A 21459-nucleotide genomic window follows, 5' to 3' on the forward strand; every position below is an offset into this window, starting at 1 on the left:
GTGTCATACCCTCTTTTCATTAAAAAGTTATATGCACTATCCTATTAAAACTCTTAGCTAAGGGTGTTTTAATTAGGAAAAATAAAAAACGAGCGTTTCCACTCGTTTTTTTATCCGACAAGGCGTTCAATTTTCTTTTTCTTCCATACAAATTGATAATAGCTGTACTGCAGGATTAAGCTGACCACAAACGCCGCTGGATATCCAATCCAAATCCCTTTGATTTCAAGAGACGTAAACTGCGATAACACGTAGGCTACGGGCACTTCCACACACCAAATAGCCATAATGCTAAATACCGTAGGCCAAAGCACCGTACCGCTTGCTCGCATCGTAGCGGTAATAATTTGCGCATGGCCGAAAATCAAATAGCTCCAAAGCGTTATCACTAACAGCTCTTCGGCAATATGGAGCGTATGCTGACTAGTTAAAAACAGCGCTAAAATTTGATTGGAAAAGAGATAAATAAGTAAAATCAATACGCTGCCAATAACGTAATTCAGCATAATTCCAGAGCGAATCACTTCTTTTAAACGCTCAAATTTATTGGCACCAATCGACTGCGCGGCAAAAATAGAAACCGCAATTCCTAAGCTGATTGCCGGCATTTGTACATAGCTTGCTACTTGGTTCACCGCTCCGTAGGCCGCTGTAGCGTCTGAGCCAAATCCGTTTACGAACGTAATAACCGCAATTTCAGAAAGAGAAACTAAAATCATATTGATACTCGCGGGAATTCCTAAACGCATAAGCAGCTTTAACAGCGTTCCGTCCATTTTTAATGAAATAGATGAGTCAAACTTTAGCGGATGATTTTTCTTGCGTAAATAAATGATCATAATAATGAACGTTAATACGGTTGAAAACACGGTTGCGTACGCAGCGCCGTACACACCAAGCTTCGGCACTCCGATCCATCCAAAAATTAAAATTGGAAGAAAAATGAGGTTTAAGACCGTACTCACAACTAAAAAGTAAAAAGGCGTTTTAGAGTCTCCGGTTCCGCGCATAAACGTCGTATAAACAAAGTATAAAAACAAAACAGGAATCGCCACAAACAAAATGCGCGCATAGTGAACCGTTACATCAATAATATTAGCCGGCGTTCCCATAATCCGAAGAATCTCCGGAGCAAATATGCTTCCCAAAACAGCAAGCACAATTCCGACTAAAAAGGTAAACGTGAGCGTGGTACCGATAATTTCTTTCACTCGTTTTTCATTTTGTGCCCCGTACGCTTGCCCGATTAAAATGGAACTTCCTGACCCAATTCCAATCGAAAACGACACGAGCAGAAAAAACAGAGGAAAAAACGCGGAAATAGCGGCTAACGCATCAACTCCAAGCGCTCTTCCGACAATAATACTCCCCGCCAGCTGCCCAACGGACTGCATGGCATTACTTAACATGAGCGGAATCAAAAACACAAGCATCAGCTTACTGACGGATTTTTCTGATTCCACTACTTCACTTTTCACATCTTGATTCTTCACACCTATTTCTCCTTTGTATCAGCTTTGGGCGAATGATAGCCTTTTTCGCCGTAAGGCTGCAGCTTCTCTAACCATTTCGCTTCTAGTTTTAGCAAATCCTTTTTTGAAAGTGCTTTTTCTTCTTCTCTTTTAATCGTTTCCAGCATCTCAATTGAAAAAGCATCCGCACCATACGTATTCCACTCATCTTGAAGCTCTTTATTTTGATGAGTGTTCGTCTTTAACGTGAACTTTACGCCGTTTAACGTTTTGATATTAGGCGTAGAGCCAATGTAAATCTTATCGTTTTGAAGGTTTTTAATTTGATACACGCCGCCTTCTGTTTTTACTTCTTTCGCTAGCTGCTTCATTTGTTTTTTGTAGTCTTTCGAATCAGTACTCATCTCTGTCTCTCCTTTTCTCCAGTAGCTGCTTCCGTCTGCGCTGCGCTCTAAGAAACCGTACTCAATTAAATAGCGTCGCAGCACCGCATAATCGTCATAAAAAGGTGTTAACCTATCATTTACTTCTTTTTCGGTATACGTTGCGCCAAACTCAAAATGCCCGCTTAATTCTTCAAGAACAACAAGACGGTGTTTTTCTTGCAAATGAAAAGTACGAAGCGGTCCGTTTAAACCTTGAGGAAAATTCTTCTCTAAAATCTTTTCACGCTCTTCATCACTGACGCTGTAGCGCTGACTTCTTCTAGTCGCAGTATTTGTTACGGGTACCGCCTTCTCTTCTTCCCCTTCATTTAACAGTTCCATCAGCGTTAAAAACACTTTTGCCTGACGCTCTTTTTTCTTTAACGTAAAGCGGTGATTCCGAATGGTGGATGAACTGCCAATTCCCATTTCTTTTTGAATATCACTATCGCTTTTTCCTTCTTTAAAAAACTTCACTAAATTTTTTTGATGATCAGAAAGACCGGTTACCTCTTTATCTAGCCCTATTAAATGATGAAATACAGATCCGTGCTGCTGTTCAATATGAAGCTTCATATAGCGTTTTGCTTCATAAAAAACACCTTCCACGGGATAAATAATGCCTTTTTCAATACTTTCACCGCACAGTAAGCAGTGGTAGTGATCTTCGCTTTCCCCGTACCCTTTCTTCATATCTTCAAAAGATGATTCCCAAAACAAGTCGTTTACCATTTAAATAGACACCTTTCTATTTTGTTTATTAATTTATAAACAAATATATTATATGTTTATAAATATGTCAATTCTACGTTTATGATACATAAAAAGATGAAGACATAACGAAATGACTCCAATCTAAAGACGAACAAACGGGATACACGAGCTCATATAGATCGCTTATGACACCGCAGTCAATTTCCATGCAAGGCTTCACTTTCCGCGGGCGGCCGGTGAGCCTCCTCGTCGCTTTCGCTCGCGGGATCTCACCTGTTCCGCTTTTCCCGCAGGAGTCTTCGCCTTGCCCTCCAATTAACTGCTAGAAAGACCTACACATATGAAACCTACGTTTACCATAACTAAAAAAAACGAACCGCTAATCAAACACGTTGATCAGTGGTTCGTTTTTCACTTGGGCTAAAATAATTTCGTCCCTGTCTCTTTATTCCATTCACTTAAATACGGAAAATCCTTAGATACAACGGGCTCGTCATTCAAAAGCGTAATTAACTCCAAGCTGTTACCGTCAGGGTCATTAAAGTACACGCAAGCCGCCGGCATCCACGTATGAACAATTGGCTCTGTCTGCGGCTTTCCAAACGACGTTTCTTCCGGCTCAATGCCTTTTGAACGCAGCCACGTTAACGCTTCATGAATATCTGCTGCTTCAATTCCAAAAGCAAAATGACTTCTTTTCAGCTCTTTTTCGTCTGTTTCCCAAAGCCCAAGCATCTGCTTTTGTTCCCCAACAAAGAAAAAAGCACAGCGCCTCTCTTCAATTTTATGAACAAACGTCAGCCCAAGATGTCTATAAAACTCAATCGAATCCTCCAAACTCCGAACCTGTACATGCGTCTCATAAATACTCTTAATCATAGCCTCTCCCCCATCCTTTCCTACTACTATAAGCCATTTCACACCAAACAGCTTCCTAACAAAGAATGAAAAACAATCATACTTAAGAACGAGAAACACTCACACAAACGTACAGCTTGGAAATCTCCAAGAGCACTATGGATTTGACTTTGACTTTGAATTTGACTTTAACTAAAGTTTTGAGGCTACCCCGCAAGGGGTGCCTCAAAACCTTAGGTCTAGAAAAACCCCCATGGCTGCACTCTAGCCATGAGGGTTTTTCTACATCGATATATTAAGCGTGGGCTTTTGCGAGGCCTATGCAGATACCGCCTGAAATAATCAGTACACTCGCAAGAGATACATAAAACAATTGACGCTTTGTTTTCTTTTCTCCCAAGAATACAATACCGCCAAAGATAGAAATAACAATACCCATTTGCGATAATGAAAAGCTTGTTGCTACGCCTAGTCTTGATTGAGATAAGAATAAGAACATATTTCCAGATGCCCAGATTAGACCTGGTAAGATATTACGAATCGTATATTTGTTAAATGGCTTATGTTTGTATGTAATGATTAAACCGCCAATTAACATACCGATTGCTTGCGGGAATAGTGCTGCCCATGCGTCTACGTTAAAGATACGTGCGATAACTACGTAAACTAAGAATCCAAGACTTGAAATGATAAGAGTGATAACTCCTTTTTTCGTTTGTCCTGGAGTCCCTTGTGCTCCTTCTTTTTTACCGTCTAATGAAGAAAGCACAACGCCTGCTAGTATTAAAAGAATCGCAATAGATCCAAGTACAATCGTTTGAAGCGTTGACCATTCTTTAAATACAATAACACCAAAAAGAGCTGTTGATACTAATTGCATACCCGTTGAAATCGGCATTGATTTTGAAACCCCAAGGTATGGAACACTTTTAAACTGATTGCTTTGACCTACTGACCAGAACAAACCTGAAACAATCCCAACAATAACAAGCGTTGGCGTTAACACCGGCTGAACAATCATAAACTGAACAAATGAAAGGATCAAAGCTCCAATAATTGTTCCAAGCGTTTGACTGTAAGGTCCACCGCCCATCTTCATACTAACTAAAATCATGCTTCCCCACGCAACGGAAGGAAGAACACCTAGCAAAATATCCATCTTTCTCTTAACCTACTTTCCTATTTCTAATCTATGTACATCGTATGTAACGACCTGCTGCTTTTCTCTCATCAAGGGCTAAGGACCAAGCACTCATACTCCCTCGAATATTCCCCCAAAGGTCTAGAACATTTAATAGGATCGCTCTTTAATCCTATTAAATGTTCTACATCGATAAATATATAACGTTTTCATAAATGTTGGTAAAACTTCTATTTCTTACTGCTCGTATTATACTAACACGAACATTTATTATTTAGCTAGAAATTTTTTTGATTATTTTTTAAAAACAGAAAAAATTTTTTTCTTCTTACTCCGCAGCCTGCTTTTTCCTCTTATGTGATCTGCAATCAGCAGAAACAGACGCCTCTGCTGATTGAAAATAAGAAGAGATAAAGCCTTTTCATTTTAGTTAGCTACAGGCTTACAAAATTGCTCTACTACTTCTTTGGCTGGAATTGAGCTGATTGCACCTTTTCCAGTTGTCGTTAAGGCACCGCTTGCATTTGCAAAGCGCAAAATAGCATCGTGGTCACGGTCAAGAATAGCCGTTAAGTTTTCTTGTGACACATCTCGGCTTAATAGCTGATAAAGGAATCCGCCAATAAACGCATCTCCTGCACCTGTTGTATCAACAACCGCTACTTTGTAACCGTTTGATTCATAAACAGCTTCTTTTGTATAAAGCGTTGCGCCTTCTGCACCTTTTGTGAACACAACTACTTGAACGTCACCTGTAAATAGAGACTGAATCGCTTGCTGTTCATCTTCAATGCCTGTGATAAACGCTAGCTCGTCGTCAGAAATTTTGACAATGTGCGCTTGAGGGATAAATTCTAAAATCGTTTGACGGCATAGCTCATGGTCTTTCCACAGCGGAAGACGTACATTTGGATCAAAGCTGATAACTCCGCCTTTTTCTTTCATGCTTTTAATCGCTTTCATATGAGCGTATTTCATAGGACTTTCAACTAAATCAACCGAACAGAAATGAAGAAGATCGTTGCTTGCAAACCAATCAGGGTTAATTTCTTCTTCTGTTAGCAATAAATCTGCTGAAGGATTACGATAGAAGCTGAAATCTCTTTCTCCGTCTTCACGCAGTGAAACGAAAGCTAAAGCTGTGTTTGCTTCTTCTGTACGATAGACCATATCAGTACCTACTCCTACTTCACGAAGCGTGTCTACTAGAAAGTCTCCAAACGCATCTTCTCCAACTTTTGTAATAAGCGCTGACTCATTACCGTATGTAGCAACAACTGCTGCAACGTTTGCCGGCGCTCCGCCTGGCACACGCGTAAACGATTCCACTTCTTTCAATTGAAGACCCTTTTGAGCTGGAATCATATCAATTAATACTTCACCGATACTAAATAACTTACCCATTCTATTCACCTTACTTTTCTATTTTGTCATATTGTCATACTATGTTCCAAAAAATCCTTAAATCAAATTATACGTCCCAAACATCTTTTTCGTAAAGAGAAATTTCCAATTTATTTTAAAAAAATCGCAAATTATCGTTTTTTTCTCACAATCTTTTATTCATTAAACCTTTTCCATCCCTTGTTAAATCTGGGATTTAAAAGGCCTTGTTAAACAAAGATCACAAAATAAAAAAAGTTAATTTCCAGTTTAAACTGTTTATTTATTTACTTTTCGTTCGACATCTCTTTCCTTATTTCCTGTTTATTCGCCGTGAATATGCAAATAATGATAAAAATTCGTGTTTTTACCCCTATTTAAGAAGGAATAGCTTAAAACGTGTCGAATAGACTTAGGTAGGTATATGACATTATGTATGTTACACTAAATACAAGGCAAGGAAGGGAGAATCAGTCATGAAAATCAATGTTTTTCTAGACGACTATCGCAAGTGCCCTGACGGTCATGTTTTAGCCGAAACGATTGACGAATGTATTGACCTGCTAAGAGCATTCGATGTTGAACATTTGTCAATCGATCACGATTTACTCAGCAAGACACGGAATGGATTAATGCTCGTGCATTTTATGGTAAAACACCATTTATATGCCGATCGAATTACGATTCACTCCGCTAATCACTTAGGCAGCAAAGCAATGTACAACTGCTTTAAAGATGCTCAAAAAGAGCATAAAATGCCAAACAACATTAAAATTCTAAGATGCCCTCTGCCTCTTCGATGATATCTGCACCCTCACACATTCATTTCAACAGAATCTGTTCGGATTCAATTCTCACAGACTTCCTGTTTCTATAAAATGAAGAACAATACTGCTTGTTCGATACGTATAGATGTGAATACGCTTTAAGCAGTTTATATTATATAGAAGAAAACCGCTCTAAAATACCGTTATGTTAGCTTTAAAAGCAGACTATATGGTACAAAGGGCGGTTTTTTGCTATTTAGACAGTTTAGCAGAATCCAAGTCAGCTGAGAGAGAAGCCGGCTGCTTTTTAGCTTCTTTTAGCTGCCTAGCGTTCACAAACCAGTAAACGCTTCCTACAAACAGTCCTCCCCCTACGATGTTTCCGAGCGTAACAGGAATTAAATTATGCAGTAGTCCAGCAGCCGAAATCGTATCGGGGTGTGGAAGCAGTAAAGCTAGGCCAAGAAACGTCATATTTGCCACGCTGTGCTCGTATCCTGAAGCAACAAATGCAAACAGCATCCAAAAAATAAGCATGATCTTTGCTGCATCGCTTTTAGTGCGCGAAGCGGTCCAAATCGCCAGACAAACAAGCCAGTTGCAAAGGATGCCGCGAAAAAACAATTCACTGACCGGCAAATTCATTTTTTTAGCTGCCAGCGCCATAAGTAAATGATTCGGTTCAATTCCTTTAAACAAACCGGTTCCGGTAATTAACAAACAAAGTCCAAACGCACCTATCGCATTTCCGATAAAACACCACGTCCAGTTTTTAAACGTATCTTTCCATGTCGTGACTCCTGATAGCGTACTGACTGTATAAACCATATGATTCCCCGTAAACAATTCAGCTCCTGCAAATACGACAAGCAGGAGAGCAACAGCAAAAGATAACCCCATCACAAGAGAAACGACCGCTAAAGAAGCAGAAGCTAAAGGCGCTCCTACCGATAGAGCTAATATAACGCCAAGCCCCACGTAAGCACCCGCAAGCATAGCTAACAGCAAATAACTCGGTAAATGATCATTCACAAGCTTCGTTTTTTCACGGGCTAACTCATTCATTGACTGCAGTGAATTCTTAAGCAAAAGCGTTCCCTCCTTTTATTCATACTAGACGCATACTTTGTCTTCTGTTTTTTCCAAAAACCACGAAAGAACAGAAGCTTGCTTCACCACTTCACCAATCACAATCATCGCGGGATTGCTGACTTTCTGCTCTGCAGCCGTATCTACGATTGTGCCAAGCGTGCCTGTAACCGTGCGCTGATAAAGCGACGTGCCTTGTTCAATAAGAGCGACCGGCGTATCCGCGCTTTTTCCCGCGTCTAAAAGCTGACGGCAAATATAAGGCAAGTTTTTAACGCCCATATAAATCGCAAGCGTATCAACTCCTTTTGCTAAATGCTCCCAGCGAATACTTTCCGGCTTGCCGCTCAAACAGTGTCCCGTCACAACGGCAAACGAACGACTGAGCTCACGATGCGTCACAGGAATTCCAGCATAGGCCGGTGCCGCTATGCCTGCTGTAATACCCGGAACGATTTCAAATGGAATTCTATGCTGAGCAAGCACTTCTGCTTCTTCACCGCCTCTTCCGAAAATAAACGGATCTCCGCCTTTTAACCGGACGACGGTGTTTCCTTTTCTTGCGTAGAATACAAGCAAATCATGAATATCATCTTGAGAAACGCAGTGATCACCAGGCTTTTTCCCGCAGTAGACGAGTTCGGCTCCTTCTTTTGCATACTGAAGAAGAACAGGGTTCACTAAGCGGTCATATAAAATAACATCTGCTTTTTCTAAACATTTGGCTGCTTTTATCGTTAGTAAATCTGGATCTCCTGGTCCGGCTCCTACAATGTACACTTTTCCTGTTCTCATTTTTGCTTCGCTCCTTTTAGTGTGTCCCCTTGAATTTTTGTGGCGCGTTGAAAATCAACGCGCCACGTTACTTATTCTTCAATTAAAAGATACAGCAAATCTCCTTCAACAGACGATTCGTACGTGTCTACACAGCCACTGTCAGGCTCTTGCACGTTACCGTCATGCAAGCAAATTTTCCAGTCGTGCATCGGACAAAACACCGAGTCGCCGCTCACGATCCCTTCACTTAACACCCCGCCTTTATGCGGACAACGATTTTCAATTGCCCGTATTTTTCCGCTTGATAGCTTAAACACCGCAATTTCTTTTCCGTTTACTTTCACTGTTTTACCAAGGCTTACTGGAAAATCATGAATTGACCCTACGCATACTTTTGTAATGTTTTTATTCACCATCTTTATTTCCCCCCAGCATTATGATGTAACAACTGTTTCGAACAGCTCTTTTTTCGTCTTTTTGCTTTCGACGATTTCTTTCCAAGGATCAAGGTACGTAGATAACGCTTCGTCCATACGCATATTCAGCTCTCTTCTCGTCTCAGCGTCATCAAGCACTGACTGAATGTGCGAAAGTCCCATGCGCTCAATCCATGCAGACGTACGCTCTAAGTAATTAGCCGTTTCTCGATAATACTGCAAATAAGCTCCTGTAATGTCCATCAATTCTTCGTCTGTTTTTACTTTATACAACAAATCTCCGCCGCGAAGATGCGTACCTCCATTTCCGCCCACGTAAATTTCCCAGCCGCCGTCAATTCCAATAAAGCCAATATCTTTAATGCCTGACTCAGCGCAGCTTCTCGGACAAGCAGATACAGCCATTTTCACTTTATGAGGCGTCCATAGTCCTTCAAATTTTTTCTCAAGCGCAATTCCAACGCCCATTGAATCCTGCGTTCCAAAGCGGCAAAACTGTTCGCCGACGCATGTTTTCACCGTTCGCAGCGACTTACCGTACGCGTATCCAGAAGGCATATCTAACTCTTCCCATACGCTAGGCAAATCTTCTTTTTTAACACCAAACAAATCAAGACGCTGACCACCCGTCACTTTTACGAGCGGAATTTCATATTTATCAACAACATCTGCAATTTTTCGTAAATCTTCTGCGTTTGTGACGCCTCCGTACATGCGAGGAACAACAGAATACGTGCCGTCTTTTTGAATATTTGCGTGCATGCGTTCATTCACAAATCGTGATTCGCGTTCATCAACGTATCCGGTTGGATTCACCATACCTAAATAATAGTTCAGCGCCGGACGGCATTTTGAACAGCCTTCTTCATTGTTCCATTCAAGTACATTCATAACTTCACGCGTATGCGAAAGGCCTTTTGCTTTGATTTCTTCCACAACTTCATCTCGTGACAGAGTCGTACAGCCGCAAATCGCTTCTTTTTGAGCCGTAGCGTCAAAGTCAGCGCCAAGCGTATGCTGAAGCACTTCCGCTACAAGCGGTTTACATCCTCCGCAGGAGCGAGAGGCACTTGTACAAGCTTTGATTTCATCAACCGATGAGCATCCTTGTTTTTGGATAGCTTCCACAATCGTACCTTTTGTTACGCCGTTACAGCCGCAAATAATATCATCCGCGCTCATGCTTGCTACTAAGCTTTCACCCGCGTTACCGCCAGATGGCTGTAAAATCGACACTTTTGCGACATCGGATACATCTTCTTGCTTTTGAATCATTGAAAACAGTCGATTTCCGTCGCTGCTGTCTCCAAAAAGAACGGCTCCTACGATTTGATTGCCTCGCAAAACAAGCTTTTTATAAATGCCGTCTTGTTCATCGAACACTTTGATTGCTTTTTTCTCTTCATCTTCCGTGAAGTCTCCTGCCGAGAACACTTCAACACCTGATACTTTTAGCTGCGTTGATAAAACCGATCCTTCATAAGGCACTTTTTCTGCCCCGCAAATTGCTTTTGCTAATGCTTTTCCTTGTTCATACAAAGGTGCCACTAATCCGTATACCATTCCTCTATGCTCTGCACATTCTCCAACCGCGTAGATGTTTGGAATATCCGTTTGCATATAGTCATTCACAACAATTCCTCGGTTTACATTAAGTCCCGCTTCTTTTGCAAGCTGAACATTTGGCTTAATTCCAACGGCCATCACGACTAAATCAGCTTCTAAAAACGTCCCGTCTTTAAAAGATAATCCTTCAACTCGCTCATCGCCGACGATTTCCGCCGTTTGTTTTTCAAGCAAAAACTTCATGCCTTGTTTTTCTAATTCGTTTTGAAGCAATTTGCCGGCTGTTGGATCGAGCTGGCGTTCCATTAAATACGGAGCTAAATGAATCACAGATACGTCCATCCCTAGATTTAACAGTCCGCGCGCCGCTTCTAATCCAAGCAGTCCGCCTCCAATAACCGCTGCTTTTTTATACTGCTGAGAAGCCTGCAGCATTTCATCCGTGTCTTTTATATCTCGAAAAGCCGTAACTCCTTTTTTATCAGACCCTGGAATCGGAAGAATAAAAGGAAGAGAGCCCGTTGCTAAAATTAATTCATCATATGATTCTACTCTGCCGCTGTTTGTCGCTACTTCTTTTTTTACTGAATCGATACTAGTAACCGTTTCGCCCGTATACAATGTAATATTGTTTTCTTGATACCAGTTCCAATCGTTTAACGTAATGTCTTCAACATTCGTATCTCCTTGCAGCACTTTTGATAGTAAAATACGATTATAGTTCGGATGCGGCTCGCTTCCGAAAATCGTAATTTCAAAAGCTTCGCTTGAAACCTTCAATACTTCTTCAATCGCTCGAACTCCAGCCATTCCATTTCCAATCAATACGAGTTTCTTTTTTTGCATCTTCCATTCCTCCCCTGGCGTCTATACCTGCTTGTTTCAAAGATATATTTTCTATGCATCTTTAAAGATATATTTAAGATATATGAATTTTCTGAATCGTTCAACTTATGTGTTAGGTTATCTAACATATGAATTCATTGTATACGTTTACAACATTGGGATATAAAGTGAAAATATTTATACGAAAAGTCTCACATAAGGAACGGAATGTTTCTGAAGACGCTTAAAATAACGGAAATTCAGTCTCAAAAACTTGTTTTTTACATGTTTTTACAGACTAAATATAGTAGAATATAACTTAAATTATATTACTACAGAAAAAGGCAAACTAATTGAAAAGTTAGGACGCAAAACTACAGATCTACGGTTTTTACACTATGATGGCTGAGTTTCCTTTACTAAAGGAGCAGACTTGATGGAAAAGCTGAACAAAGTATTTGATAACGAACTAGATAAAGAATGGCTACAGCTTATTTACGAAGCAAAACAGCTGGGCTTATCTAGCAAAGAAATTAAGGATTTTTTACAACAAAATAAAGCACAATAGTAAAAAACCATTAGAACTTAAGTTCTAATGGTTTTTTCGCTGCTACGTATACCTTTGTTTTCTAGAGATTTTTGTTTAAGAAACTCTTCAAACTGATTCTTCGTTATATTTGAATCCATTGCTTCCTTAACAAGGGCCATCCATTCTGGAGGAAGCAACATATCATTTTTTTCATTAATATCCATTTTATCCCTTCTTTCAACCTTTCTAATTATAAATCAAATTCTGTTGCAATATAACCCTCATACCTATTTTTTTACGTTAATTTAATAAAACTATACTAAACTCCCTAAACTATTATGTCAGTAAAACAGGCATTATTCTAGAGAAAAAACGCATTTTTGTTTCTGATAAAGAACATTTTTTTATTTTGTTCGTTATTAAGGTTTACCAACCGAGGATTTTTTTGTATAATTAACTCAAATTTTGTAATATTAACCCATTTTATTTAGGAGGACCATAATGCCCTTATCTTATTCTTTAAAACGAATTAAAACACCTTTGCAGTTTTTTGGTATTACGCTTTACAAATGCCCAAGCACCGGCTCTTATTATTATAAAAGCAGAGCAAACAGGCACTTAAAAAAAGTAAAATAACACAATAACGTGAATGAAGTTTTCTAGCTTTATCATAGAAAGCTTCGTTCAGCTATTTTTACCTAGTAGCTGCTTAGTATAACATCAGAAAATCTATTATTTAATCTCTTTTTTAGTATCGGTGAACCAATTCACTAAATAGTCTCCCCACACTTCACCTCCTTTATTTGTTAACCTTCCGTCGTTTTTATTAATATACTCTCCTAAATGAAACGGCCAAATGAGCGAATGATTTAGATAATGCACCCAATTTTTTTCTGCCACTCCCCGAATAGCTTCTACCCCTTCTTCATAGGATTCCGTCTGAGAAATATACGGCTGAGACGGCTGAAGGACCAGGGTTTTTTTCAAGTCTTTAAGCTGATAAATCAGCTCGTCTGTATTTTTAAGTGTATCGTCTAACGTCAGCTTCTGATAATCATTTTTAAGAGGTGCTTCAAATAAAATAATATTTGGCTGAAGTTGATTAATTTGATCTGCAATATGTGAGGATAAAAGCTCACCAGTTGTTTGGTTGCCGTATGAAAGTGTTTTAACCGTAAACACATCACTTCCATATGTAGCTGCTAGCTCTTTTTTTAACTGTTGCGGCCAGCCTGCTTCCTTCGCGGATGTGGCAAGCACAAGAGTCAGAGGCTTTTTATTTGCGATAGATGACTGGATTTGCTTTGTGATAAAGTCTGGAAGATTTTTTGTATAAGCAGATACATCAGAAAACTGTTTTTCTTTATGTACAACAGCAGTTTTTACTTCACTTGCCTGCGCTTCCGTTTGCTCCTTCCAGTGCTGCGTCCCCGCATACATCACCGTCCCGCACAGAACAGCCGCCGCCACATTTACCCCAACCATCGCCTTCATTCAATCTCCCCTTTATAAGTTCTTCTTACAATCTCAGCAACTTGCTTTCATAAAGAAGACCTCAAAATTATTAGCTCCTGCGAATATACCCTCAAAGGTCCACCTATCTGGATGAGGCCAGCCCGCAAGGGAGGGACTCATCCGGATAGGTCTAGCAACTCTACCATCACCGCTCTTCCGTGATGGTAGAGTTGCTACATCGATATATAAATAGTATAGATTAGTAGAAATTGGAATGGGGGACCTTTCGTACGTAAAATCTCTACAAATACACGTATACTTCGCATATTTCCTAGCGAAACGTGAAGTTTCCGGGGAAATTACGTCACGTTTCTTAAAAAGAAAACATAATGTACGTTCATTCGCACATATGATCTTCCCCTTGTACAGTAGAGATACCGGCGGAATACAGCAAAAACGCGTTTTTGAAAAAGGAATGCTATATGCAAAAAAGCTCGTTTGATCAAGTCGCTTCATCTTTCCATCCATTAATTGTGTCAATGATTAAGAGATTTCACATTTACAAAGACTTTGATGAATATTATCAGGTTGCTTTAATTGGTTTATGGAGAGCACACCAAAAATTTGATGAAAGCAAGGGCTCTTTTTCCGCTTATGCTTACACAACCGTGCGTGGAACTATACTTTCTTATTTAAAAGGAAATGCATTGCGTGAAGAACGAGAAACTCCTGCTGAATATGATTTACTTGCATTAAATGAAGACCCTGCTCCTATTGTTCCATTAGAAGCTGATACAATTAACCAATATATTGAACATCTCACCCCTAGAGAAAAAATCTATGTAATAGAATACTTGCTTGAAGGATATTCTTATAAAGAAATTGCATACAAATATCACGTATCAACAGGAGCCGTTAAGAACTGGGGAAAGACAGCCCGTAAAAAACTAAAGGTCCTGCTTCTTCAAGAATAAAAGAATAAGATAGAGGAAGCTTGTTTAAGCTTCCTCTCAACACACCGGGACCAAAATATTGACCGTATGTAAACAAGTGCGTTTGATAAAACGAACAGATTAAGAAAAAAAAGCTCACTTTCTAAGCAATAGTTTCGAATAACGGCTGCTCTCGCTAGCTTTTTTTCTAAACTGTAATAGGAAAGTTTGACAGTAATGAACGTGTCGTCTTTGAAGTAAATCACCGTAGAATTTGAACTAACTGAAGCAAGCGTATGTGAAGTATGAACATGAGAGGAAAAAATCCAGGCGCAGCTATAGTCGTTGGGTGAAGATGTCGGAAACGCAATGATAGCTTGTGAACGACTAATAACAAGAGGTGTAAGCTGTTTGTACGGAAACATTTTTCGAACAGCAGCGATGGAACCGTTGAACGTACTTAATTCTCGAATACATGCTTCTTCTAATAGTTGTCTACACGTCTTGCTTAGCATGTATTCTCCTGCTTCATCTAGCACCTTCGTTCGGTAAATAGGATCATTCACTGGAATTAATGCTTTTGTCGTCAAACTAATTCGATAATTTTCATTACTTGTCATACATCTACCCCCTTTTGATACTTTATCACTATTCTATACTATCGAAATAAGGAAAATCTAGTATTTTTTTCTCATTATTTGAAATTTTTTATATTTTCATATTAACAAGTAAAAAAAGCGCTGGAGACAGCGCTTTTCTTTTAAATAAAAATGTCTAAAATAAGAACCATTGCAAACGCCGCAAATGATAGAATCGTTTCCATCACTGTCCACGTTTTTAACGTTTGAGCCACTGACATATTGAAGAATTCTTTGATTAACCAGAAGCCAGAATCATTTACGTGCGATAGCATTACAGAGCCTGCGCCTGTTGCCAGTACTAGCAGCTCTGGGCTTACGTTTGGCATGGTTGCTGCAATTGGTGCGACAATACCTGCTGCTGTGGTCATGGCTACTGTTGCTGAACCAACTGCTGCACGAATTAACCCGGCAATCACAAATGCTAACACGATAGGAGAAAGATGTGCATCTTGAGCAAATCCTGCAATCGCGTCACCTACACCGCTTGCTGTTAAAATTTTATTAAAACCGCCGCCTGCACCGATGATTAAAATGATCGAAGCAACGGGTCCAAGACATTCGTTTGTGAATTTTAATAAATCGTCTTTGTTGTATCCTCTTGCAAAGCCGAACGAATAAAAAGCAAACACTAGCGAAATTAACAGCGCTACGATTGGGCTTCCGATAAAGTTTGTTACATAGCGAATCGTACTTGTTTCTGGATAAACAAACCCAGTGATTGTTGCTAAAAGCATTAATAGTACTGGAAGTAAAATCGTGAATAACGTAATGCCGAAACCAGGAAGATCTTTATGCTTTGACTCTGTGAACTGCTCCATAATTTCACCCGTTGGCTCTACGTGAACACGGCGTGAAATGAACGATCCGTAAATAGGACCTGCCACTGCTGCAGCTGGGAATGCCACAACTAATGAATACAAAATCGTTTTACCTAAATCTGCTTTGAAGATATCCACCGCTAGCATCGCTGCCGGATGCGGAGGTACTAAACTGTGAACAACGGCTAAACCGGCAATTAATGATAAACCAATTTTAATAAGTGACGTACCCGTATGCTTGGCAATTACAAACACAAGTGGAATTAATAATACAACACCAACTTGGAAAAAGACTGGAATACCACAAATAACGGCTACAACCATCATTGCCCAGTGTACGTTCTTTTCACCGAATACTTTAATTAACGTGCGGGCAATACGCTCGGCTCCGCCTGACTCTGCCATCATTTTACCTAACATCGTTCCAAGACCAAGAACAATCGCGATAAACCCTAAGACGCTCGCTACGCCTTCTTGGAAAGCCGTTACGATATCAGGCAGCTTCATTCCTGAAATAAGGCCCATAAACAAAGCCGCAACAATCAGTGCTACGAACGGATTTGTTTTAAACTTAGCAATTAAAAAGATCAGTCCGACAATCGATACAATCGCATACAGCAAAAGACTTGCTTCATGACTTAATCCGAATACTGAATTCATATGTTCATCCCCTTAGTGTGACCATTTTTCATGTACGTACATCCAAATAATGTATACGCTTTCAAATATTTTCTAAAGTGAACGCACCTCGTACGTTCACTTCTTTCTATTTACTTAGTAATTCAACTGTTTCACGAAGCGTTGTTTTGGCTCCGACGTTTCCAGGGAAAATGATGTACGCAATGCCTGGAAACTTGCTTTCCTCTCCCGTTACCCATACCGGAATGCCGGGTTTGATTTGTCCAGCAACCGTCGCACGCTTTACAGACAACCCGTTTACGCCGATATCGCTTGACGTAATGCCGCCTTTTGCGACGATAAAGTTTGGACGAACGTTCAAGCGGCGAACAATGCTTGTAACCGCATCTGAAATTTTTACCGATAATTTAAGCTCTTCTTCTTTTTTTCCTTCACCAAGATCTAAGCGCTCGCGTCTTGTATACACAGCTACCGTTTGACCTTTGGAAACAAGCTTCTCTGCTTCATTGATAATACGGTTCACTTCTTCTTCAAACTTTTCAGGTTCTAAGACAAGATGACAATCAAATTCAATAAATTCAATGAAGCTGCATTTCTTTAATTCTTCCAGCTGCTCTGTTGTTTTTTTAACGTGCGAGCCAACCATAATTAATCCGCCGTTTGACGACTTTTCTTTAATGAGCTCTTCTTTTGTTAAAAGGTCTTTGTCGCTCACGCCGCCCATCACTTTTGTTAGAGCCGCAGCGCTTCGATACATAAAGTGCTTTCCAAGCTTCATCGCGCGAAGAAGCGCAATCGTTACAACTTTTACGTCTACATAATCCACTGCGTTCACAACTACTTTGTTAAAGTCTTTCACTTCCATTAACTGATTTGTAATCGTCACTAAATCAAGTGCACGAATGCTCCCGAGCGAAATATATGTCGTATGACTTGCTTTGAATTTTCCTTCTGACTTTTCTTCTACCCACTCGCCTAAATGAGACTTGCTGTAGCCAAACGTACGGTCTTTTGCAAATTCTGTTTCTCCTGCCGGCACTAAGTAGTCTTCATCTTGCACGTAGTGAATGTTATCAACTGTGAATCGTCCGCCTTCTTTAAAGAAAGGAAAAATCACTTCGCCGTCAAGCACTTGGTTTGAGTGCTGTTCAACCGTTTTCTTTAACACTTCTGTTTCTAACGGATAGTGACCGCGAAGAGTTGAATCACCTCTGCTAATAATTAAAAACTCTTTATCTACTTCAGCCGCTACTTCTGTAATAACAGCCGCAATGTCCGCGTGGGCTTTTTCCGTTTCAGAAGCCGTAAATCCGCGTGAATTCGTTAGAATAAAAAACATGGAGTTTTCTTCTAAAAACCCTTGCTTGATGCTGTCTTTGCTCCAGTCTGTATAAACAGAAATACCGTTAACCGTTTGAACACCAGTTGGATCATCATCCAGTACAATGATTTTTTGATTAAACGTCAGCAGCTCTTCGTCGAGCATTTTTTGGACAAGTGCTTCATCAACTGCTGGAATGTTTTTAAACACATCGCTTACAAGACGTTTTTCCTGCTGTTTAATCATGCTTCCACCTTCTTTTTCACTTCAACATTTGCTAACTTTTCATAGTACTGTACAATTCCGCCGTGATCATCGCTTGCTTTTCCGTCTACTTTTAACGCATGGAAAATTTCCACAAGCTGACTTGAAAGCGGAAGCGGTACGCCAATGTCATGAGCCGTTTCCATCACGTTTGTCATATCTTTTAAGTTAATATCAATGCGTCCGCCTGCTACAAAGTTGCGGTCTAAAATAAGCGGTACCTTTGCATCTAATACAGCGCTTCCTGCTAATCCGCCACGAATCGCTTGATACATTTTTTCAACGTCAATGCCTGCTTTGGCTGCTAGTACAAGTGCTTCAGACATCGCTGCAATGTTTAAGTTTACAATCACTTGGTTTGCAAGCTTAGCCGTTACGCCGCTTCCGTTGTCTCCAACAAGCGTTATTTCTGCTCCCATCGCATGAAGAATAGATGAAACGCTTTCAAAGATGTGTTCATTTCCTCCGACCATAATGGCAAGCGTGCCGTCAATTGCTTTTGGCTCTCCGCCGCTAACAGGAGCGTCTAGCATGTGAATTCCTTTTTGTGCAAGCTCAGCCGCAATTTCTTTTGATGCTACCGGCGAAATGGAACTCATATCGATGATAACGCTTCCTTCTTTGGCGCTATGAATTAACCCTTCTTCTCCAAGCACTACGCTTTTTACATGATGTGAAGCCGGAAGCATCGTGATCATCACGTCGCTGTTCACTGCAACTTCAGCAAGACTTTCTGCTCCAAATCCTCCTACTGCTTTCACTTCTTCTACTGCTGCTTTATTAATATCGTAAACCATTACCTCAAAGCCTGCTTTTAATAAATTGAGTGTCATCGGTTTTCCCATAATTCCAAGTCCAATAAATCCAACGCGTTTTGTCATTTTCGTTTCCTCCCCTTGTTGTATACGTTTTCAAATACGTTTTAAAAAAGAATGTATACGTTAAAATATTTTTTGTATACATTTCTGATAATTTTGTATACACTCATCATATTCGCATTTTATTTATTTGTCTAGCCTTTTTTTTAATGAAATTTATTTCCAAAACCGAAACTTTCCGTCCCACCTTTTCACAAGTTATAGTATGATTTGGGTATACGCGTACAAAATGATAAAAAATAAAGAGAGAAAGAGACGAGATTTCCTCGTGTCGAATGCTAGAGGTGAAGTAGAGTATGTTAAGAAATCAAGGTTCTCGTTCGTCTCATCACCCTTCTTATGAGATGATTCGAGATAAAATTTTAAACGGTGAGCTTGAAGGCGGTACAAAAATCGTCGAAGAAAAATTAGCGAGCGAGCTTGGATTCAGCCGAACGCCGATTCGTGATTCCATTAGACGCTTAGAATATGAAGGACTGATTGTTCGAAAAAAAGTGGTGTCGCCGACAGAAAAAGATCTACGCAACTTGTTTGAAGTGCGAATGCTGCTAGAAGGCTCAGCTTCTAAAGCTGCCGCAACTTTTTTATCTGATAACGAATTAGAAGAATTAAAGGAATGCGTAGACACAGGAAGAAACGGCTCGTTTGAAGAAATCATGAGCGCAAATGAACGTTTTCACGCCATTATTGTGAACGCAAGCAACAATGACGTCATGATTAATATCATCGACCGCATGCAGTCGATCATTTACTTATTCCGTCATACGGTCGTATTTTACAACCGCCCGTTTTTAATTGACGAACATGAAGAAATTTATAAAGCTATTAAAGAACGCAATGCTGAAAAAGCGGAAGCGTTAATGCAAGAGCACCTTCAAAAAGACTTAGAGTTTTGCCTGCATTTACTTCAAAGAAGACAATAAAAAAGCTGCCAATCGGCAGCTTTTTTATACGTACATCTTTTCTTTTATAGAAATATCAGCTAACTGTCCGCTGCTGTTTTTGAACACCACGTGTTTATTTGAAAACTTCGTTGGCGAATCAATACCGGCTGCTGCGGCTAAATTAAACAATCCTTCACGTAATGACAGCACGTAGTTGCACACGCGGTATGATTTTTCTTCAATAATAAGCGCTTTTTGCAGCTTCGGATCTGTTGTCGCTATGCCCACGGGACACCTGTTATTGTGACAAACCTGCGCTTGAATACAGCCAACAGAAAACATAAAGCCTCTGGCAATATTAACGCAGTCAGCACCCAGTGATAAAGCCGTCGCAATTTTATCAGCCGTTAACAGCTTGCCCGATGCAAAAAGCTTTACTTCATCACGAACGCCATACTTTTTAAGCAGTTCATCCACAAAAGGAAGTCCTGAAAATAGCGGTACGCCCGCTCCGTCCGCTAATTCTTGAAACGATGCGCCTGTTCCTCCTTCTGCTCCGTCGATCGTAATAAAATCAGGACCGCTTCCTGTCTCTTTCATATACGCTGCCATTTCTTCAAGATCATTTGTGTTTCCGACAACCATTTTAATGCCTACTGGCTTGCCGCCTATATCTCGAAGTTTTTCAATAAACTGAAACATTTCAGGATACGACGCGAACTCTTTAAAACGGTTTGGGCTGTCTACCGATTCTCCTGGCTTTAAGTTGCGGATTTTTGCGATTTCTTCCGTTACTTTTGAACCGTCTACGTGACCCCCTCGCGTTTTAGCTCCTTGAGCGAGCTTAATTTCAAACGCTTTGATTTGCTCCATGTCACTTTTCTTTTTAAATTCTTCCCATGAAAATTCGCCTTCTTTTGTCCGAACGCCAAAAAGCCCTGGACCAATTTGAAAAATGATATCGACGTTTCCTTTTAAATGATACGGTGACAGTCCGCCTTCTCCCGTGTTCATCCACGTGCCGCCTGCTCGTCCTAATCCTAGTGATAAAGCCGTAATCGCGTGGTCGCCAAGCGCTCCAAAGCTCATGCCGGATTGACCGATTAATCCTTTTACAACAAACGGATTTTTGCATGAAGGACCTATAACGACCGCCTCTTCATCCCGCAAATAAAACGGATCCGCTTCTTTTTCTTCTCGGTGCTCTCTTCGGCTGAATAAGTTATCGGCGTCCATTTTATATACTTTCGTTTTAATTTTTTGCGTATTATCCGCTTTCATTTCGTCACGTTGCTTTGGAAATACCGCATTACGAATATAGTATCCCGGTTCGCTAAAATCACGTTCTGAGCCAAATCCCATCATTCGGTTGAGGTATTTACCCGACTTAACGGTTTGTTCATATTGATTTCTAGAAAACGGCTTGCCTTCGTTATTATTTAAAAATAAATACTGACGCAGTTCAGGCCCCATTTTCTCAAAAATATAGCGCATTTTCCCAAGCAGCGGATAGTTTCTCAAAACCGAATGCTCTTCTTGTTTTTCATCTTTCATCCAAAGAATAATAGCCATAATAACCGGCACTACAATGACAAGCATCATGACTGCGCCAAAAATAAGTAAAATGATTTCAAATACTCCCAT

Annotated in this window: 20 protein-coding genes and 1 riboswitch; of the genes, 4 read left to right on the forward strand and 16 right to left on the reverse strand. The window is 40.1% G+C overall.

Going from position 1 to position 21459, the window contains the following annotated elements; all coding sequences use genetic code 11:
* Positions 1 to 110: 110 nt before the first annotated feature.
* From ACH0CI_RS13520 to ACH0CI_RS13540, 5 genes are all read right to left on the reverse strand, one after another.
* Positions 111 to 1433 (reverse strand): MATE family efflux transporter, encoded by a 1323-nt coding sequence (locus ACH0CI_RS13520; RefSeq protein WP_205689713.1) that lies wholly within the window; start codon positions 1431 to 1433, stop codon positions 111 to 113.
* A gap of 62 nt (positions 1434 to 1495) precedes the next feature.
* Complete coding sequence (locus ACH0CI_RS13525; RefSeq protein ID WP_406901600.1) at positions 1496 to 2629, reverse strand: DUF2087 domain-containing protein; 1134 nt, start codon at positions 2627 to 2629, stop codon at positions 1496 to 1498.
* A 402-nt stretch (positions 2630 to 3031) separates the two neighbouring features.
* The gene (locus ACH0CI_RS13530; protein ID WP_406901601.1) at positions 3032 to 3490 is read right to left on the reverse strand and encodes a VOC family protein; all 459 of its coding nucleotides are present in this window, start codon (positions 3488 to 3490) and stop codon (positions 3032 to 3034) included.
* 274 nt (positions 3491 to 3764) lie between these two features.
* Positions 3765 to 4628, reverse strand: coding sequence for a GRP family sugar transporter (locus ACH0CI_RS13535; RefSeq protein ID WP_014461163.1), 864 nt, complete (start codon positions 4626 to 4628; stop codon positions 3765 to 3767).
* Between the two features lie 408 nt (positions 4629 to 5036).
* Complete coding sequence (locus tag ACH0CI_RS13540) at positions 5037 to 6014, reverse strand: carbohydrate kinase family protein (RefSeq protein ID WP_406901602.1); 978 nt, start codon at positions 6012 to 6014, stop codon at positions 5037 to 5039.
* Positions 6015 to 6469: 455 nt separating this feature from the next.
* On the opposite strand from ACH0CI_RS13540, the gene ACH0CI_RS13545 reads away from it, so the two are divergent.
* A complete protein-coding gene (locus ACH0CI_RS13545) occupies positions 6470 to 6796 on the forward strand; it encodes a cyclic-phosphate processing receiver domain-containing protein (RefSeq protein ID WP_406901603.1) in 327 nt (108 codons plus the stop codon).
* A 216-nt stretch (positions 6797 to 7012) separates the two neighbouring features.
* On the opposite strand, the gene ACH0CI_RS13550 is transcribed toward ACH0CI_RS13545, so the two are convergent.
* The 4 genes from ACH0CI_RS13550 to nirB form a co-directional block, all read right to left on the reverse strand.
* On the reverse strand, positions 7013 to 7849 hold the full coding sequence (locus tag ACH0CI_RS13550) for a formate/nitrite transporter family protein (protein WP_406901605.1): 837 nt from the start codon (positions 7847 to 7849) through the stop codon (positions 7013 to 7015).
* 24 nt (positions 7850 to 7873) lie between these two features.
* Entirely contained in the window at positions 7874 to 8644 is a 771-nt protein-coding gene (gene cobA, locus ACH0CI_RS13555; protein WP_406901607.1) for a uroporphyrinogen-III C-methyltransferase, read from the reverse strand.
* Positions 8645 to 8715: 71 nt separating this feature from the next.
* A complete protein-coding gene (nirD, locus tag ACH0CI_RS13560) occupies positions 8716 to 9042 on the reverse strand; it encodes a nitrite reductase small subunit NirD (RefSeq protein WP_406901608.1) in 327 nt (108 codons plus the stop codon).
* 18 nt (positions 9043 to 9060) lie between these two features.
* On the reverse strand, positions 9061 to 11475 hold the full coding sequence (gene nirB, locus ACH0CI_RS13565; protein ID WP_406901610.1) for a nitrite reductase large subunit NirB: 2415 nt from the start codon (positions 11473 to 11475) through the stop codon (positions 9061 to 9063).
* A 312-nt stretch (positions 11476 to 11787) separates the two neighbouring features.
* Positions 11788 to 11872, forward strand: a riboswitch (cyclic di-GMP riboswitch).
* Between the two features lie 18 nt (positions 11873 to 11890).
* On the opposite strand from nirB, the gene ACH0CI_RS13570 reads away from it, so the two are divergent.
* Positions 11891 to 12022, forward strand: coding sequence for an anti-repressor SinI family protein (locus ACH0CI_RS13570; protein WP_154989363.1), 132 nt, complete (start codon positions 11891 to 11893; stop codon positions 12020 to 12022).
* 17 nt (positions 12023 to 12039) lie between these two features.
* Here ACH0CI_RS13570 and ACH0CI_RS13575 read toward each other — a convergent pair whose 3' ends face one another.
* Both ACH0CI_RS13575 and ACH0CI_RS13580 read right to left on the reverse strand, forming a co-directional pair.
* The gene (locus ACH0CI_RS13575) at positions 12040 to 12207 is read right to left on the reverse strand and encodes an anti-repressor SinI family protein (protein WP_406901611.1); all 168 of its coding nucleotides are present in this window, start codon (positions 12205 to 12207) and stop codon (positions 12040 to 12042) included.
* A gap of 508 nt (positions 12208 to 12715) precedes the next feature.
* A complete protein-coding gene (locus tag ACH0CI_RS13580) occupies positions 12716 to 13477 on the reverse strand; it encodes an SGNH/GDSL hydrolase family protein (RefSeq protein WP_406901613.1) in 762 nt (253 codons plus the stop codon).
* A gap of 443 nt (positions 13478 to 13920) precedes the next feature.
* Here ACH0CI_RS13580 and ACH0CI_RS13585 point away from each other — a divergent pair, with 443 nt between their 5' ends.
* Positions 13921 to 14412 (forward strand): sigma-70 family RNA polymerase sigma factor, encoded by a 492-nt coding sequence (locus ACH0CI_RS13585; protein WP_098966404.1) that lies wholly within the window; start codon positions 13921 to 13923, stop codon positions 14410 to 14412.
* On the opposite strand, the gene ACH0CI_RS13590 is transcribed toward ACH0CI_RS13585, so the two are convergent.
* From ACH0CI_RS13590 to garR, 4 genes are all read right to left on the reverse strand, one after another.
* On the reverse strand, positions 14403 to 14990 hold the full coding sequence (locus ACH0CI_RS13590) for a competence protein ComK (RefSeq protein ID WP_406901614.1): 588 nt from the start codon (positions 14988 to 14990) through the stop codon (positions 14403 to 14405). The two genes, ACH0CI_RS13585 and ACH0CI_RS13590, sit on opposite strands and share 10 nt — an antisense overlap.
* A gap of 140 nt (positions 14991 to 15130) precedes the next feature.
* Entirely contained in the window at positions 15131 to 16489 is a 1359-nt protein-coding gene (locus tag ACH0CI_RS13595; protein ID WP_013055857.1) for a GntT/GntP/DsdX family permease, read from the reverse strand.
* Between the two features lie 106 nt (positions 16490 to 16595).
* Positions 16596 to 18035, reverse strand: a complete 1440-nt coding sequence (locus ACH0CI_RS13600) for a four-carbon acid sugar kinase family protein (RefSeq protein WP_406901615.1) — start codon at positions 18033 to 18035, stop codon at positions 16596 to 16598.
* Positions 18032 to 18934, reverse strand: coding sequence for a 2-hydroxy-3-oxopropionate reductase (garR, locus tag ACH0CI_RS13605; protein ID WP_406901616.1), 903 nt, complete (start codon positions 18932 to 18934; stop codon positions 18032 to 18034). The genes ACH0CI_RS13600 and garR overlap by 4 nt, the downstream gene beginning before the upstream one ends.
* A 293-nt stretch (positions 18935 to 19227) precedes the next feature.
* Here garR and ACH0CI_RS13610 point away from each other — a divergent pair, with 293 nt between their 5' ends.
* Complete coding sequence (locus ACH0CI_RS13610; protein WP_028407811.1) at positions 19228 to 19854, forward strand: GntR family transcriptional regulator; 627 nt, start codon at positions 19228 to 19230, stop codon at positions 19852 to 19854.
* Between the two features lie 24 nt (positions 19855 to 19878).
* Here ACH0CI_RS13610 and ACH0CI_RS13615 read toward each other — a convergent pair whose 3' ends face one another.
* Complete coding sequence (locus ACH0CI_RS13615; RefSeq protein ID WP_406901617.1) at positions 19879 to 21459, reverse strand: FMN-binding glutamate synthase family protein; 1581 nt, start codon at positions 21457 to 21459, stop codon at positions 19879 to 19881.

The organism is Priestia sp. 179-F W1.4 NHS, from assembly GCF_045369295.1.
GTDB classification, from domain to species: domain Bacteria; phylum Bacillota; class Bacilli; order Bacillales; family Bacillaceae_H; genus Priestia; species Priestia zanthoxyli.

Excerpts from the sequence above, each read along its gene's own strand:
- garR (WP_406901616.1), bottom strand. The coding sequence starts at position 18,934 with ATGACAAAACGCGTTGGATTTATTGGACTTGGAATTATGGGAAAACCG.
- ACH0CI_RS13540 (WP_406901602.1), bottom strand. The coding sequence starts at position 6,014 with ATGGGTAAGTTATTTAGTATCGGTGAAGTATTAATTGATATGATTCCA.
- cobA (WP_406901607.1), bottom strand. The coding sequence starts at position 8,644 with ATGAGAACAGGAAAAGTGTACATTGTAGGAGCCGGACCAGGAGATCCA.
- ACH0CI_RS13610 (WP_028407811.1), top strand. The coding sequence starts at position 19,228 with ATGTTAAGAAATCAAGGTTCTCGTTCGTCTCATCACCCTTCTTATGAG.
- ACH0CI_RS13570 (WP_154989363.1), top strand. The coding sequence starts at position 11,891 with ATGGAAAAGCTGAACAAAGTATTTGATAACGAACTAGATAAAGAATGG.
- ACH0CI_RS13525 (WP_406901600.1), bottom strand. The coding sequence starts at position 2,629 with ATGGTAAACGACTTGTTTTGGGAATCATCTTTTGAAGATATGAAGAAA.
- ACH0CI_RS13575 (WP_406901611.1), bottom strand. The coding sequence starts at position 12,207 with ATGGATATTAATGAAAAAAATGATATGTTGCTTCCTCCAGAATGGATG.
- ACH0CI_RS13520 (WP_205689713.1), bottom strand. The coding sequence starts at position 1,433 with ATGCTTGTGTTTTTGATTCCGCTCATGTTAAGTAATGCCATGCAGTCC.
- nirB (WP_406901610.1), bottom strand. The coding sequence starts at position 11,475 with ATGCAAAAAAAGAAACTCGTATTGATTGGAAATGGAATGGCTGGAGTT.
- ACH0CI_RS13530 (WP_406901601.1), bottom strand. The coding sequence starts at position 3,490 with ATGATTAAGAGTATTTATGAGACGCATGTACAGGTTCGGAGTTTGGAG.
- ACH0CI_RS13590 (WP_406901614.1), bottom strand. The coding sequence starts at position 14,990 with ATGACAAGTAATGAAAATTATCGAATTAGTTTGACGACAAAAGCATTA.
- ACH0CI_RS13595 (WP_013055857.1), bottom strand. The coding sequence starts at position 16,489 with ATGAATTCAGTATTCGGATTAAGTCATGAAGCAAGTCTTTTGCTGTAT.
- ACH0CI_RS13585 (WP_098966404.1), top strand. The coding sequence starts at position 13,921 with ATGCAAAAAAGCTCGTTTGATCAAGTCGCTTCATCTTTCCATCCATTA.
- ACH0CI_RS13600 (WP_406901615.1), bottom strand. The coding sequence starts at position 18,035 with ATGATTAAACAGCAGGAAAAACGTCTTGTAAGCGATGTGTTTAAAAAC.
- ACH0CI_RS13535 (WP_014461163.1), bottom strand. The coding sequence starts at position 4,628 with ATGGATATTTTGCTAGGTGTTCTTCCTTCCGTTGCGTGGGGAAGCATG.
- ACH0CI_RS13580 (WP_406901613.1), bottom strand. The coding sequence starts at position 13,477 with ATGAAGGCGATGGTTGGGGTAAATGTGGCGGCGGCTGTTCTGTGCGGG.
- ACH0CI_RS13615 (WP_406901617.1), bottom strand. The coding sequence starts at position 21,459 with ATGGGAGTATTTGAAATCATTTTACTTATTTTTGGCGCAGTCATGATG.
- ACH0CI_RS13545 (WP_406901603.1), top strand. The coding sequence starts at position 6,470 with ATGAAAATCAATGTTTTTCTAGACGACTATCGCAAGTGCCCTGACGGT.
- nirD (WP_406901608.1), bottom strand. The coding sequence starts at position 9,042 with ATGGTGAATAAAAACATTACAAAAGTATGCGTAGGGTCAATTCATGAT.